The sequence below is a fragment of the Tissierella sp. P1 genome (genome assembly GCF_002266425.1).
Classification (GTDB): Bacteria; Bacillota; Clostridia; order Tissierellales; family Tissierellaceae; genus Tissierella; species Tissierella carlieri.
The window spans coordinates 166310-181455 of the sequence record NZ_NPMN01000002.1 but is presented as its reverse complement, the minus strand read 5'-3'; the positions used below and the strand labels follow the sequence as shown (position 1 = coordinate 181455).

At 30.5% G+C, this 15146-nt stretch carries 12 protein-coding genes and 1 pseudogene; 3 read left to right on the top strand and 10 right to left on the bottom strand.

The window, feature by feature from the left end; translation table 11 throughout:
- Positions 1 to 161: 161 nt before the first annotated feature.
- On the top strand, positions 162 to 1739 hold the full coding sequence (locus CIW83_RS02565) for a hypothetical protein (RefSeq protein WP_094899147.1): 1578 nt from the start codon (positions 162 to 164) through the stop codon (positions 1737 to 1739).
- Here CIW83_RS02565 and CIW83_RS02560 read toward each other — a convergent pair.
- The 6 genes and pseudogenes from CIW83_RS02560 to ftsE all read right to left on the bottom strand — a co-directional run bounded on the left by CIW83_RS02560 (position 1736) and on the right by ftsE (position 8173).
- The gene (locus CIW83_RS02560) at positions 1736 to 2788 is read right to left on the bottom strand and encodes a PDZ domain-containing protein (protein ID WP_094899145.1); all 1053 of its coding nucleotides are present in this window, start codon (positions 2786 to 2788) and stop codon (positions 1736 to 1738) included. The genes CIW83_RS02565 and CIW83_RS02560 overlap by 4 nt on opposite strands.
- Before the next feature lie 23 nt (positions 2789 to 2811).
- Positions 2812 to 4035: a S41 family peptidase gene (locus CIW83_RS02555; protein ID WP_094899144.1), complete on the bottom strand. Its 1224-nt coding sequence runs from the start codon at positions 4033 to 4035 to the stop codon at positions 2812 to 2814.
- Positions 4036 to 4225: 190 nt separating this feature from the next.
- Positions 4226 to 5269, bottom strand: a complete 1044-nt coding sequence (locus tag CIW83_RS02550; RefSeq protein ID WP_094899142.1) for a zinc-binding dehydrogenase — start codon at positions 5267 to 5269, stop codon at positions 4226 to 4228.
- A gap of 182 nt (positions 5270 to 5451) precedes the next feature.
- Complete coding sequence (locus CIW83_RS02545) at positions 5452 to 6588, bottom strand: murein hydrolase activator EnvC (RefSeq protein WP_094899141.1); 1137 nt, start codon at positions 6586 to 6588, stop codon at positions 5452 to 5454.
- Between the two features lie 10 nt (positions 6589 to 6598).
- Positions 6599 to 7450, bottom strand: coding sequence for a permease-like cell division protein FtsX (gene ftsX / locus CIW83_RS02540; RefSeq protein ID WP_235601204.1), 852 nt, complete (start codon positions 7448 to 7450; stop codon positions 6599 to 6601).
- Between the two features lie 28 nt (positions 7451 to 7478).
- Positions 7479 to 8173, bottom strand: a pseudogene (gene ftsE, locus CIW83_RS02535) (cell division ATP-binding protein FtsE).
- A gap of 215 nt (positions 8174 to 8388) precedes the next feature.
- On the opposite strand from ftsE, the gene CIW83_RS02530 reads away from it, so the two are divergent.
- Both CIW83_RS02530 and CIW83_RS02525 read left to right on the top strand, forming a co-directional pair.
- Positions 8389 to 8964 carry a 5-formyltetrahydrofolate cyclo-ligase gene (locus tag CIW83_RS02530; RefSeq protein WP_201259640.1) on the top strand — a complete coding sequence of 192 codons (576 nt, stop codon included), beginning with the start codon at positions 8389 to 8391 and terminating at the stop codon, positions 8962 to 8964.
- A 79-nt stretch (positions 8965 to 9043) separates the two neighbouring features.
- Entirely contained in the window at positions 9044 to 10228 is a 1185-nt protein-coding gene (locus CIW83_RS02525; protein WP_094899138.1) for a coenzyme F420-0:L-glutamate ligase, read from the top strand.
- 62 nt (positions 10229 to 10290) lie between these two features.
- Here CIW83_RS02525 and CIW83_RS02520 read toward each other — a convergent pair whose 3' ends face one another.
- The 4 genes from CIW83_RS02520 to rbsC form a co-directional block, all read right to left on the bottom strand.
- Entirely contained in the window at positions 10291 to 12678 is a 2388-nt protein-coding gene (locus CIW83_RS02520; RefSeq protein ID WP_094899136.1) for a Lon protease family protein, read from the bottom strand.
- Positions 12679 to 12826: 148 nt separating this feature from the next.
- On the bottom strand, positions 12827 to 13729 hold the full coding sequence (gene rbsB, locus CIW83_RS02515) for a ribose ABC transporter substrate-binding protein RbsB (protein WP_094899135.1): 903 nt from the start codon (positions 13727 to 13729) through the stop codon (positions 12827 to 12829).
- Positions 13730 to 13794: 65 nt separating this feature from the next.
- Positions 13795 to 14193, bottom strand: coding sequence for a D-ribose pyranase (gene rbsD / locus CIW83_RS02510; RefSeq protein ID WP_094899133.1), 399 nt, complete (start codon positions 14191 to 14193; stop codon positions 13795 to 13797).
- A gap of 13 nt (positions 14194 to 14206) precedes the next feature.
- Positions 14207 to 15145, bottom strand: coding sequence for a ribose ABC transporter permease (gene rbsC / locus CIW83_RS02505; RefSeq protein WP_094899132.1), 939 nt, complete (start codon positions 15143 to 15145; stop codon positions 14207 to 14209).
- Between the last annotated feature and the right edge of the window lies 1 nt (position 15146).

Genomic DNA, 15146 nt, shown 5'->3' with positions numbered 1-15146 from the left:
TTGCTTGAACATTTGTTCCTACATATAATATATTATATTATATAATATCCTTTTGTCAAAGCATATTATATAAATATATTATAGAATAAAGATTTATTATGAAAAAGCATATTGAAGAAATGAGATTAATATAGTAAACTATCAGTAAGGAGGCGACTTTCATGAAGCGAATTTTATTAATAATTGTCACAATATTTATAGCACTAGTCTTTTCCGGTTGTAATCCTAATGAAAAAGATTCTGTAGCTCTTGACGATGCGAGATTTGAAGAAGAAGAAATCAAATATGAAATCGAACAAATACTTTTCTCTAAAAGTTTCCAATCTATTGAACCTTCTGTTGAAATCATCACTAACAATAATAAGCTAAAAATATTAGCATCCTTAGGGCTAAGTGAATACTCAGGTATTAATGTAAATAGCATAGTAAAAAAGGGCAGTGAAATTAATATTCATGTTAGTGGGATTTCCAATAAGAATGATCTTCGTTTAGCAGTACCCCAAGTAGTTATGGAACTTAAAAAAACAAAACTTAAAAAAATTGAGGATTTAAAGTTTAATATAATCTATGATGATTATACTCCACTTAAGATTAAATATGGTATCAATGATGTACTAAATAAAATACAATCCCATTTTAAAGTGTCAACAAAAGGAACTCCAATATTCGATCTAATTAGGATAAATGATGCTATAGTATGGGATATATCCTACAATAGTATTTTTGACAAGGAAAATCCAGATATTCCTTTAGTAAATTTATCTGCACAGGTTGATGCAAATACAGGAAATATTATAGATTCAGAAAAACTATCTATCTCAACCTCCTTAGATAGTGGTCATATTTTAGGTTACATAAATAATGATTACATTTTATATAAAAAAACAGTATTAGATAAGGATACCAATAAATCCATCGAACAATTGTGGGATTATAGTGCTTTAAATAATGAAAAGTCTATGCTTTATTCTTCAAATTTCAAAATATCATCTGCACAATTTAGCTCTGACCTACACTATGTTTCTGTTATAGAGGTAAATGATAATGGATCAGAACTATATATAATTCCATTGGATGATAAGAGAGCATATAAAATATCTTTTGAAAATAAATTCAATCCTAAAACAATGAGATGGAATAGTGATAATATTTTATATCTAATAGAAAATAATGATGATAATTCTACAGTATACTCCTACAATGTAAAAAATAATGACATAAATGTTATAGGTATTTTCAATAAAAATATAGAAAATTTAATAATCAACAATGATAATTTTCTAATAGTTGAAAAAACTGATAATGAACTAAATAGGAAAATATCTATTACCTCTGATTGGGATAAATTCAAACCAATAGGTAATGGAGCTAATCCAAAATTCTTAAATAAAAATATGATTTCTTATTTAAGAAAAAATGAAGATAATGACTATAATTCATTATTTGTTTATGATATGAAGGCAAAAGATATCATCAGTCAAATTGAAGGAAATATTTTAAATTATGAAATACTTCCAGATAGTAATATAGTTTACGTAGATAAAAACATTAATAAAAATGACTTTACATTAAAAAAATATTCACTAAATAATCAAGTAACTAATGATATAGCTCATTTTATTAGTGATAAGATTTATTATGATGAAAATAGAAATCTAGTTTATTTGAATATAACGCTACCTTTTGATAACGAAAAAACAGAAATGATTTACTCTTTAGATTTAAGTAAGCTCAATTAAAAATCCCTAGGGACTATTATTAGTCCTAGGGATTTTCTTTTTCCATAATATCTCTTTACAGATAATCCAGATTTCATGTTAAAAAACTCAATTCTTAGCTTATTTATCTTTATATTCATAAGATCTTCTAAGTCCTTATTGCTATTTATTTCAGCACCATTTATTTTAAGCACTATATCTCCTGTCTTTATTCCTAATTTATGTGCTACTGTATTAGGAAGAACCTCTAGAACTTTCACTCCCTTATCAAAAGAAGTAAATATAGGCATTTTATTATTTTCAATCATTTTATTTTGCAGAATGATATATTCATGACCTAATAAGGCAAATAATGGTGGCAGAAAAAGATTTTCTATAGTTTTTGATAAGTATAATAGAATAATGCTATATATGAATAATACTACAGATGTCTTTACAACTTTTTGCCTAGGATATGATGATATAGAGTAATCCCCATAGCTAAGGATTGCCATAAGAGTAATAGGATGAATCAAGCCATCACCAATAAATATTACAAATGGAATGGGCCAGAACCTATTCATATTAAATCCACCAACTATCTCACTCTTTGTTTCAAAAAAAACTGGAAGCCTGCTTCTCCATCCATCTAGAAGAATCAATATGCTCTCCACTATATGTAGCACAGCAACTACAGACATTACTTGAGAAATTTGGATCTTTGGATATCCTATTATTAGACTGCATAGGGCCACTATAGAACCACCATAGGAAAAGCACATATACCTAGGATTAATAAGGGATAATATAATTGCAACAATTAATATATACATAAAATCCTTAGGTATGACGACAACACCTAGGTATAGAAACACCACAGTCGTTATTATTCCTCCAAACATGCCAAATATAGTAGATATAAATAATTTTAGTAATGCAGATCTTTTATAACCTAAATTCTCCTTTTCTATTTTGCCTATCTTTAAATATTGAAAATATATGATACATAGGACTGCAATAAAAAAAGGAGATTTTAAAGTATTTATAATATCTATTATTGTAAAATACACAATCTGATATAAACCGTACATACTTTAATTCTCCTTATTTGAGCTTATTTAATTTTTGATTTTATTTCATCTATAGCTGTCCTTAACTGAATGTCTTCTTTTAAGTTATCTACACCTATTTCTTCAACACCTTCTGGTAACTCTACTATAATATCTGGTGCTATTCCAACTCCATGGATATTAATACCATTCGGTGTGAAATACTCTGAAATAGTTAATTTCAATCCAGATCCATCGTCTAAATCGTGTATTCTTTGTACAACTCCTTTTCCAAATGTTGTTGTTCCAATTAATGTCCCTCTCTTATGGTCTTTAATTGCACCTGCTAGTATCTCTGATGCTGATGCAGACCCTCCATTAACAAGTAAGACTAATGGATAATCAACCATTGATTTGTTAGATTTTAAATATTCTCTTTTACCACTCTTAGTTTGAGTATATACAATGTCACCTTCTCCTAATAATTCGTCAGCTATTTGAGCACATCTATCTAATAATCCGCCAGGATTATTTCTCAAATCTATAATCAAACCTTTAATATTACGTCTTCCAAGTTTATCTAATTCCGTCTTAAAATCTTTATATGTTAAATCATCAAAGGATGTAATCTTTATATATCCAATATTATCATCTATTAGGCTAGATTTCACAGTAATTAATCTAATTATTTCCCTAGTTATTTCAAGATCAAAAATATCATTTTTTCCAGCTTTATCTTTTCTCATAATGGTTAGAACCACTTTAGTATTCGGGTCACCTTTCATTACCTTTACAGCCTGATCCATGTTTTCTCCAAGATATTCTATTCCATTTACCTTTATTATCTTATCTCCACTCTTTATACCTGATTTTTCTCCAGGGGTACCTTCTATTGGAGATACTACGGTTATTAGATTATCCTCTCCTGGAGTAACTACAACTCCAATTCCAGCATATGTTCCGCTAGTTTGTTGTAAAAATGATGCAAATTCATCTTGAGTCATATAATTAGAATATGGATCTTCAAGGGATTGGAGCATACCCTTTAATTGTCCATCAACTAATTTCTTTTCATCCACATCTCGCAAGTAATTTTCCTTAACATAATTTTCTACTGCCATTACCTTTGAAAATTCATTATAAATAGATTTAAGTTTATTATATTCTGCCAAAGGCACATATGCCTTATTATTAAATGTTATGCTCATCAAATTAGTTAGACCGAAAGTAATTGCATTTGTAATCAATAATAAAACTACCATTAAAGTTATGACTTTCTTCTTGGACATTTTCTCACCTCTATAATTTTTGGGTTATACAACTATTGTATTTATTTTACATTAAGATTATACCATTAATTAAATACATTAAAAAGCCTAAAGATTAGTGTATATAACTTATTAAAATATTTATAAATCCTCTACTACCATTTAAGATGGAAATAGAGGATTTATAATAGTACCGTATTAGTTATAAGTTTTATGGTGTTACTACAACTTTTACAACTTCATTTTGATTATTTTCAAATATATCATAGGCTTTAACTATATCATCTAATTTCATGCGATGGGTTATTAGTGATGTCATATCTATTTGACCCGATTCAACCATATTAAGTAAACGCTGCATATGACCTAAGTATCCTAACCCCATTTCAATTGATATATTTTTCATAAATATTTCTGGTAATGGCAACTCAATATTTTTTGAATAAAGTCCAACCAGAGAAACTCTGCCACTGATTCCTACACACTTAACTGCTTGTTGAAGTGCAATTTCTGATCCAGAAGCTTCAATAGCTGCATCTGCACCTTTTCCTTTAGTTATTTCAGATATACTCTTAAATAAATCATCTTTATCAGTTCTTATAATATGTGTTGCTCCTAGTTTTTTTCCTATATCAAGTCTTAATTGATTTTTTCTTCCTACAAGAATTATATTTTTAGGACTAAATAATTTTGCTGCTTGTACAGCACATAATCCAACAGGACCAGCACCAAATATAACTACATCATCTCCAGGCTGAATCCTACATTTTTCTGCACCAAAGTATCCCGTAGACAATACATCACCTACGAATAATACTTGTTCGTCTTTAAGGTTTTCAGGAACTTTTATTAAGTTATTATCAGCAAATGGTACTCGTGAAAATTCTGCATGAGTACCTGGAATATTTCCAAACTCCTTTCCACTACCATGTACTCCCCCATTTTTACATTGAGCTATATGACCATTTTTGCAGTTTTCACAATATCCACAGAAAGGAGCAGCTGGTCCAATTACTCTATCACCTTTTTTTAGGCTTTTTACTGCTTCCCCAACTTCTTCAACAATTCCTACATATTCATGTCCTAATGTATACCCTGGAGTGGTTTGCATATGTCCGTGGTATAAATGAATATCACTTCCACAAATAGTTGTCATAGTGATTCTAATTATCGCATCAGTTTCTTTTTCAATCATAGGCTTTTCTATTTCTTGTAATTCAATTTGATTAATATCTTTAAAAACAAGACCTTTCATGATGCTCTTCCTCCTTTTATTTTACCGTGATATTATATAAGATTGTTAAATTTTTATCCTGTAGATATAGTATCACTTTATTTTACAGCTGTCAAAGTTATTTTTACACTAATAAGGAGGTATCTAAATAATATATTTAACCAATTTTTATATTAAAAAAAGGGGATCATTTCCCCTTTTTGTTATTTACTCTTTAACCATGGCATTGGATCTTGATATGCTCCATTTTTTCTTACTTCAAAGTGACAATGTGGCCCAGTAGATACTCCTGTACTTCCAATCTTTGCTATAGTATCTCCTCGTTTTACTTCCTTACCCTCTGAAACTACTAAGGATGAGTTATGACCATAAAGTGTAACTATACCGCCTCCATGATCTATCATTATTGTTTTGCCGTAACCACCTAATGTGCCTGAATATATTACTACTCCTGCTTCTGCTGCAATTACTCTTTCTCCATGATTAGCCGATATATCGACTCCTGTATGCAATTTTTTAGTCTTAAAAACTGGATGTATTCTATAACCATAAAGAGAACTTACTCTTTTATATACTGGTACAGGCCATTCCATCTTACCTCCTCCAGTATATGCCCCAGTATTTCTTTGCAATTTAACTATCTTTGATTCAATTTCCTTAGCAAAATCATTTAACTTATCATATTCTTTTTCATATGCTACTTTATCCTTTTCTAATCTACCCATTAAGTCCTTTTTTTCTCTGGTAGCCTTTTCTAAATCTCTCCTTCTAGCTTCCAACTTAGTTTTAGATGTCTCCACTGCATTTTTTTGCATTTCCAGCTCTGTTTTCTTTGTATCTATTATATCTCTTTGCTCCTTCATATATTCTATTAATTCAGTATCATGCTTTGCTATAGCTTTTATCATATCTTGTCTAGATAAAAAATCCTTAATATCAGAAGATGCTAAAAGTACTTCAAGATATCCTACATTTCCATTCTTATACATTACCCTTAATCTTTTATTAAATGTTTCTTGTTTATCATTAACATTCTCTTCTGCCTCTTTTAATTCTAGTGTTGTCTTTTCAATATTATTCTCTAAATCCTGTAATTCTTTTTCTACATTATTTAACTCATTAGTAGCATTATCCATCTTTACATCCAAATCTGCTATTTGTTTAGATACATCCTTTGCCTGTTGTTCAATGGCTTTAATTTCTTTTTTTGTATTCTCTATCTGCTTATTAACATTTTTCTGCTGCTTTTTCAAATCATTTACTGAATCTGCATATGCTTGAATAAAGTTAAATGTAAATATTAAAGCTAGAACCAAAAATATAATTTTTCTTTTTTTCATATTGCCCCCCCTATACATTAAGAAAACGTTTTAAAGATACTATACTCCCTAATGCCCCGATTCCAACACCTATAGCTGTAAACATTATTGTTATGTCCTTAATTAGCAGAGACGGCGGCACTAGATATACTGTAAGAAGAACATAGAGCTTATCACTGACTGATTTGAAGAAATATTCATATCCATAATTTATCAATAATATGGAAAATACCGCTCCAATAAGCCCAAATAATATTCCTTCTATAATAAATGGTCCTCTTATATAACCATTAGTTGCACCTACATATTTCATTATATTTATCTCTCTTTTTCTTGAGGCCACTGTAATTTTTATAGTATTGGAAATAATAAATACTGATACCAATACTAAGATTCCTATTACAACTATACCTCCAAATCTAATATAATTAGCAACTACCATAAGCTTGTCTATTATATCCTTATAATAGTTTACATCCTCTATTCCTTTTATAGACTTAAGTGTCTCAACTACTGAATCTGCATATTTTATATCTTTTAACTGAATTATATAAGAATTTTGAAGAGGATTATCATCTTCCAGCCCTTCTAGCACATAGCTCTCTTCTTCCCATTGTTCCTTCATTATTTCTAGTCCTTGCTCCTTAGAGCGAAATACTACAGATAATACACCTTCTATTGATTTTATGGATTCCTCTATAGGTTCTATATCTTTATCTTCTAGATCTAGTTCTAAAAATACTTGTATTTCATCAAACTTAGTTTTTACCTCTAATACTAAATTATTTATACTTAAGATTAAAATTAAAACTATACCTAGTATCATAAGTACAGCTGATATGGATCCAACAGATGCTAGTCCCATACCACGGTTTCGCCACATGCCCTGAAACCCTTGTTTTATTGTGTTCTTAAACACCCGAAATCGCATCACCATACCCGCCCTTCTGTTCATCTCTAACTAATTTACCATCATGAATTTCTATTACTCTTTTCTTCATTTGGTTTACTATGTCTTTGGCATGGGTTGCCATAAGTATTGTAGTACCTCTACCATTTATTTCAGATAGAACTTTCATTATTTCCCATGCAGTTTCTGGATCTAAATTACCAGTAGGCTCGTCCGCAATCAACACGGGAGGACTATTGACTATTGCCCTGGCAATAGATACTCTTTGACGTTCTCCTCCAGATAACTGATCTGGATAACTAGATGCCTTTCTACTCAAGTCTACCATACTAAGTACCATGGGTACCTTTCTTCTTATTTCCTTAGGATGAGAACCTATTATTTCCATTGCAAAGGCTACATTTTCATATACAGTCTTATTTGGCAGCAGCTAAAATCTTGAAATACAACACCTACATCTCTCCTAATATAGGGTACTCTTCTATTTCTAACCTTTGTAATATCCATATCATTTAATATTATCTTACCCTCCGTAGGTTGTTCTTCTTTTAATAATAATTTAATCATAGTAGATTTACCTGCCCCAGATGAACCTACTACAAAAACAAATTCACCTTTATGTATATTCACATTTATATTTGAAAGAGCCTTAACATTATTATCATATTCTTTGCTTACATTTTCAAATTTTATCAAACATATCACCTCGTTTTTCTATAATATAATATATTAAAATTCGAGTAAAGTCCCATTAATTTCCATTCTCTTATGATGCATAGAAAAATTCTCATAAATTATTCTTTTTAAAAAAGGTTACCTTGATAATATTTTATAGAAACATTTTTTACTTTCCCTTAATTGTATATTATAATATAAAATGTAAGATAAATAAACCATAAGAGGTGATTATTTTGGACAAAAAAATTTTAAGAGAAAAAGTCTTGCAAAAAAGAGCGGATTTATCTCCTAAAAATATTATTGAATATAGCGATATTATTGCGGAGAAATTGTATAAAATGGATTCTTATAAAGAAGCTAAAACCATTATGTCTTTCATTAGTTTTGATTCCGAGGTTAATACACATGAAATAATTAAAAGATCTATAAGCCATAATAAATCAATAGTTGTACCTATAACCATACCTAAAACTAAAGAATTGAAGGTTTCTGAAGTCTTAGATTTTTCAGAACTTGAATTAGGATACTATAATATCCTTACCCCTAAGAAAAAATATATAAGATTTATTGATCCTAGTACTATAGACCTAATTTTAGTTCCTGGTGTGGTCTTCGCTAGAAATGGTTATAGGGTTGGATATGGTGGCGGTTATTATGATAGATTTTTATCTAAATTTGAAAAAAAAGTGGATAAGATTGGATTAGCTTTTGACCTACAAGTCACAGATGAAGTTCCTACAGATTCCTTTGATATACCTGTAGATTTAATTATAACTGAAAAGGAAATAATTAATTGTTTGAAAAAATAAACTTAACACTATCTTTTAATTTATATTATTAATGATATAATATATGAGGTGTTAAATTTGTTATTTAGGAGGAATTATAATGGTAAGAACCGTAGGCACTACAGCAAGAGGTATTAGAACCCCTATTGTCAAGAAAGGCGACGATTTAGTTAATATTGTAGTGGATTCTTTACTCCTAGCAGCTAACTCTGAAAACTTTCATATTAACGATAGAGATGTTTTAGGTATTACTGAATCCTTATTAGCTAGAGCCCAAGGTAATTATGCTACTGCTGATATTATAGGAAAAGATATTGAATCTAAATTCCCTTCAACTATAGGATTAGTTTTCCCAATTTTGAGTAGAAATAGATTTTCCATTATATTAAAAGGAATAATATCCAGTGGAAGAAAAGTAGTATTACTTCTTTCCTACCCATCAGATGAAGTAGGAAATCACCTAATGGATATAGATAAAATGGATGAATTGAAAATCAATCCTTATACTGATGTCTTAACGGAATCTGATTATAGAAAACTATTTGGTGAAAAAGTAGTACATCCTTTTACAGGAGTAGACTATGTAAATGTATATAAAGAAATAGGTAAAGAAAATATTGAAATAATTTTCTCTAACGATCCAAGAACTATATTAAACTATACGAAAGATATCTTGGTGGCGAATGTTCATGATAGGCATAGAACTAAAAGAATACTTAAAGAAGCTGGAGCTAATCTAGTTTATGGGCTAGATGATATTTTAAACTCGCCTATAGATAGCTCTGGTTACAATCCAGAATATGGAGTACTTGGTTCAAACCTTTCTTCTGACCATGAGCTAAAACTATTTCCAAGAGATTGTCAGGTTTTTGTAGAATCTGTACAAAACAAGATTAAGGAAAAAGTTGGTAAGAACATTGAGGTTATGATTTATGGAGATGGGGCTTTTAAAGATCCAGTCGGAAAAATTTGGGAACTTGCTGATCCAGTAGTTTCTCCAGGATACACTAAGGGGTTAGAAGGTACACCAAATGAATTAAAATTAAAATATATCGTTGATACAGAATTAGATGCTTTACGTGGTGATGAAGTTATACAGGCTGTTAAAAAGAAAATAAATACTAAAAATAATCATATGGTGGCAAAAGAAGAATCTCTTGGTACAACTCCTAGGAGATTAACGGATTTATTAGGGAGCCTTTGTGATTTAACTAGCGGTAGTGGTGATAAAGGTACCCCTATAGTACTTATTCAAGGGTATTTCGATAATTATGCAACTGAATAATTCTAAGGGATGGTATTTTAATAATCCATCCCTTTTTCTTATCTTAGTTTGAAATCTATTTTCTATTCTTCTAATTCTTTATCTAGCATAGCATAATATATTAGTTTTTCTTGTACATAAGCATTAATAGTATTTTCTTCGTATTCTCCACTTTCATTTAATTCTCCTGCTTTTATACCTGTTAATATTTCCATTCCCTCATCTATAGTATCTATGGCATAAATAGTGAACTTTCCATCTTTTACTGCCATAATTACTTCATCATTTAGCATTAAATTTTCTATGTTTTTACTTGGAATTATAACTCCCTCCCCACCTTTGAATCCTTTTATCTTGCAAATCTTATAGAAGCCCTCTATCTTCTCATTTACTCCTCCAATAGGCTGTATTTTTCCCTTTTGATTCACAGAACCAGTTACCGCAATTCCTTGTTTTACTGGGATATCTCCTAGACTTGATAATATAGCGTACAACTCAGTACTTGATGCACTATCTCCATCTATACCATCATAGGATTGCTCAAAGGTAATACTAGCTGTCATAGATAATTGAATATTTTGAGCATATTTCTCCCCTAAATATCCACTCATAATTAAAACTCCCTTATCATGGATATTTCCACTTTGCTCTGTTTCTTTTTCAATATTTATTATTCCATCTTTTCCAAAGTAGGTATTTGCAGTTATCTTAGTAGGTCTGCCAAAAGAATATTGACCTAAATCAATAACTGATAGACCATTTATTTCTCCGACTTTTTCTCCTTGAGTATCTATCAAGATAGTTTCATTATTTATTAACTCTAAAAGTTTTTCCTCATATGAATTATTTCTATACTGTTTCTTTAATATTGCCTTTTCAACATCTTCTTTTGTAACTACTTTTTTATATTCACTTGATGCCCAACCATCAGCTTCATATATTATCTCTACAAGTTCATTAAAACTGGCAGTAAGTTTGTTTTTCTCATCTGCTATTCTACTGCTTAAATCTATTATTGCTCCTAATGCCTCTCTATGAAATGGTAGCAAGTTTTCCTCTTTACATTGATAAGCTACAAAAGAACCTATTTTTAATATATTTTCTTCATTTCTCTCCATTTCAGTATCAAAGTCTGCTCTTATTCTAAATATTTTTTTGAATTCTTCATCATAAGCATACAAAATATGATAGGTGATATAATCACCAATAATTATTATCTTAATATCTAATGGAATTGCCTCAGGATTTAATGTTTCAGATGTTAGATTTGAACTGTAAATATTTTCAACCTTTAATTCCTCAGTAGTTATTGTCCTCTTTAACCCTTCCCAAGAAATCCTATTTTGTAAAATGTCTTTTGCTTGAATTAATATATATCCTCCATTAGCTTCATGCATAGAACCTGGTTTAATTCTAGTATGATCTGTCTTTGCAACACCCATCTCATTAGCATACTCTATTTTACCAAATAAATTATAATAATTAGGATTCATCTCCCTAATAACTGGCGCTCCTTGAGTATAGCAATTATCTATAAATAAATTGATAGAATATCTTTTTAAAAAATCCTCTTTTTTGTTCCCTTGTAAAAAGATCTTCTCCACATAGTTTTCTTCTTCATTATCTAAAAACATTTCGTAATTTTTTACTATATCTTCCTTCATATCCAAAAGAAAACTAGTTATTCCTTCATTTTCTCTATACTTTACTTGAATTGGCCCTATAAATGTAGTAGCTACTAATACAATTTGTTCTTCCTTTATTCTTTTTATTTCATTTTTTAATTTAGTTTCAACGGCCTTTATTCGCTTAATATAATCATAAGATTTTTGAGTTAACTCTATAGATATATCTCCAAGTCTATCCATTTCATCATCTGATAATTTTTCAAGTTCTTCATCAGTCATAGGTCTATTATCAATCAAGGGTATGCTCAATATACCTCTATCTGTTTGCTTAAATACGAAACTATATTCCTTTGCAAAATTATTCAATTCCATTAATATACTTTCAGCTACTTTTTTATTTTCATTAAATATAGCATTTTTACTATCTTCATAATCTTTTGAGCTTAAGGCCCTAGGTATTTCAGTCTCTATATTCTTTATAGCTGATTCTATTTCTTGTTTAAAACCTATTCCTTTCCCAGAAGGTAAATTTATTGCCTTAGGACAATTTGGCTTTTTAAAATTATATACATAACACCAATCACAAGGTGTAGGTTTTTTCTTAGCAAATTCTTCAGCAACTAAATATGAATAGGAGTTTCTTCCTGTACCTATAAAACCTGATACATAAATATTATATCCTTTTCTCTTCATTGAGAGTCCATATTTTAATGCTTCCATAGCTCTATCTTGACCTATTAGCTCTCTATCTACTATCCACTCCTCCGTAGTTTCATGAGGAAATATATTTGGATCACATTGATTTCTTAACTTTTCAACTGGCACTTTATATTTTTCTAACATTTGGATCACCTCCGTAGATAACTGATTTAATTATACACTATTTCATAATTTAATGTATTCCAAAATTTGGATTTGTTGAGTAAAAATGGAGTAGAAGGTAACTAATTTTTAGTTACCTTCTACTCCATTTCTATTTACTTAATTTTATCTATTTAATAACTAAACTTAATTCTACTGGAATACTTGCTTCTACCTTTTCTTCATTTAATGCTTTAACTGCTGTTTCAACACCAATTGATCCAATTAGTGTTGGCTGCTGAGCTACTGTTGCAGCCATTTCTCCTGCATTTACTGATGCTACAGCATCATCAGTAGCATCAAATCCTACTACCATTATATCTCTTCCACTAGCTTTTATTGCTTCCAGTGCACCTAGAGCCATCTCATCATTATGAGCAAATAGTGCTTGGATGTCTGGCTGTGATTGAAGAATATTTTCCATTACATCTAACCCTTTTACCCTATCAAAGTCTGCAGTTTGTTTTGCTACTACTTTAAGCTCAGAGGCAGCTACAGCCTCATTAAATCCTTGTCCACGATCTCTCGCTGCACTTGTTCCTGCTATACCTTCTAATTCTACTACATTGCCCTTTCCACCTAATTTTTCAATTATAAATTCTCCTGCCATCTTTCCACCTGCTACGTTATCAGAAGCTATATGAGATAGAACTTCTCCACCATTTGATGCCCTATCTAATGTAATTACAGGTATCTTTGCATCATTAGCAGCTCTAACACTATTTACTACTGCATCAGAATCTGTTGGATTAACTAAGATTAAGTCAACACCTTTTGTTATTAAGTCCTCCATATTTGATATTTCTTTTGCTGGATCATCTTGTGAATCTAGTACTATAATTTCTACTCCTAATTCTTTTGCTTTTGCTTCTGCCCCTTCTTTAAGCGATACGAAGAAAGGATTTGTCTGAGTTGATATTACTAGTCCTATTTTCTTTGCTCCGTCAGTTGATTTCCCTCCCGTATTAGAACTACATGCTACTAATGATAATGATAGAATTAATACTAATAAAAGCACTAATAGTTTTTTCATGTTAACTCTCTCCTTTTCAATTAATTTATATTTCTTCTAGGCATTTGCCCTATAGAAAACAATGACTAAAATAATACTCCTGATTTAAGAATTATATTTGCATAGGGTGTGAATTCCCCAGTTCTAATCACCGCTTTTACATTATAAGACAGCTCTTTTAATTCTTCATGTGAAATAGCTTTTAAAATAAATTCACCTTTTACAACCTCTTCTAGTTCTTTTTTTAAATTAGGACTAACTTCACTCATCTCAGTTCCGATTATTCCTTCAGTTACACACAATTCGCCTAATACTGCTTTTAATACATCAAAAAAACCTGGCACACCATTGGTTATTGCAAGATCTATTAATTGTACTCCCTTTGGCACTGGCATTCCTGCATCTCCAATTAAAATCATATCATTATGGGCCATCTCTGCTATAACCTTAGATAGTTCTCCATGTAAAAGACCTGTTTTCTTCATATTTATACCACCTTTATTTTGTCTTCTCTTTTTTATCTAGCAGCACTGCAACTATTATTACTATTGCTTTGGCTATCATTTGATAATAGGACTGTACATCCATTAGATTTAAAGCATTATTAAGTATTCCTATAATCAACGCACCAATAATAGTCCCTATTATCGTACCTTGTCCACCTACTAAAGACGTTCCGCCAAGTACTACTGCCGCTATTGCATCTAATTCATAGCCCTCTCCTGATGTTGGTTGAGCTGAAGATAGTCTAGATGTTACAATGATTCCAGCAATAGCTGCTAGTATACCACTAGCTGTATATGCTAATATTTTTATCTTAGCAGTATTTACACCAGATAATAACGAGGCTTCTTCATTACCTCCTACAGCATATAGATGTCTTCCATATTGAGTGTGGTTTAAAATGTAATAGCAGACTATAAATACAATAATCATAATAGCTATTGGTACTGGTATACCTAATACTACTCCCGTACCAATCCATCTAAATACCCCTGATATATGTTCTCCAGAAACAGGTATTGGCCTCCCAGAGGTAAATACCATTGTTGCACCTCTCAAAAGAATCATAATAGCAAGAGTGGCTATAAATGGTTGTACCTTTCCTCTAGTAATAATTATTCCATTTACTATTCCTGCTACTGCACCAATAACTATGGCCACTAAGAGAGATAACCAAATATTATAGCCTGACGCTAGCATCTTCGCCCCTACAGCTCCTGAAAATCCTAGAATAGACCCTACAGATAAATCTATGCCCGCTGATAATATTACAAAGGTCATTCCAGCAGCAATTATTGCATTTATAGATGTTTGTCTAAATACATTTAGAAGATTTCCCATAGTTAGAAATCTTGGATTTAAAATACTTATAATTACTGAGAAAATTATTAGTCCAATTATTGGTCTTAACTTGTCTAAATTTCTATTTTCCATT

Excerpts from the sequence above, each read along its gene's own strand:
- rbsC (WP_094899132.1), bottom strand. The coding sequence starts at position 15,145 with ATGGAAAATAGAAATTTAGACAAGTTAAGACCAATAATTGGACTAATA.
- rbsD (WP_094899133.1), bottom strand. The coding sequence starts at position 14,193 with ATGAAGAAAACAGGTCTTTTACATGGAGAACTATCTAAGGTTATAGCA.
- CIW83_RS02550 (WP_094899142.1), bottom strand. The coding sequence starts at position 5,269 with ATGAAAGGTCTTGTTTTTAAAGATATTAATCAAATTGAATTACAAGAA.
- CIW83_RS02555 (WP_094899144.1), bottom strand. The coding sequence starts at position 4,035 with ATGTCCAAGAAGAAAGTCATAACTTTAATGGTAGTTTTATTATTGATT.
- CIW83_RS02565 (WP_094899147.1), top strand. The coding sequence starts at position 162 with ATGAAGCGAATTTTATTAATAATTGTCACAATATTTATAGCACTAGTC.
- CIW83_RS02525 (WP_094899138.1), top strand. The coding sequence starts at position 9,044 with ATGGTAAGAACCGTAGGCACTACAGCAAGAGGTATTAGAACCCCTATT.
- rbsB (WP_094899135.1), bottom strand. The coding sequence starts at position 13,729 with ATGAAAAAACTATTAGTGCTTTTATTAGTATTAATTCTATCATTATCA.
- CIW83_RS02520 (WP_094899136.1), bottom strand. The coding sequence starts at position 12,678 with ATGTTAGAAAAATATAAAGTGCCAGTTGAAAAGTTAAGAAATCAATGT.
- CIW83_RS02560 (WP_094899145.1), bottom strand. The coding sequence starts at position 2,788 with ATGTACGGTTTATATCAGATTGTGTATTTTACAATAATAGATATTATA.
- ftsX (WP_235601204.1), bottom strand. The coding sequence starts at position 7,450 with ATGTGGCGAAACCGTGGTATGGGACTAGCATCTGTTGGATCCATATCA.
- CIW83_RS02545 (WP_094899141.1), bottom strand. The coding sequence starts at position 6,588 with ATGAAAAAAAGAAAAATTATATTTTTGGTTCTAGCTTTAATATTTACA.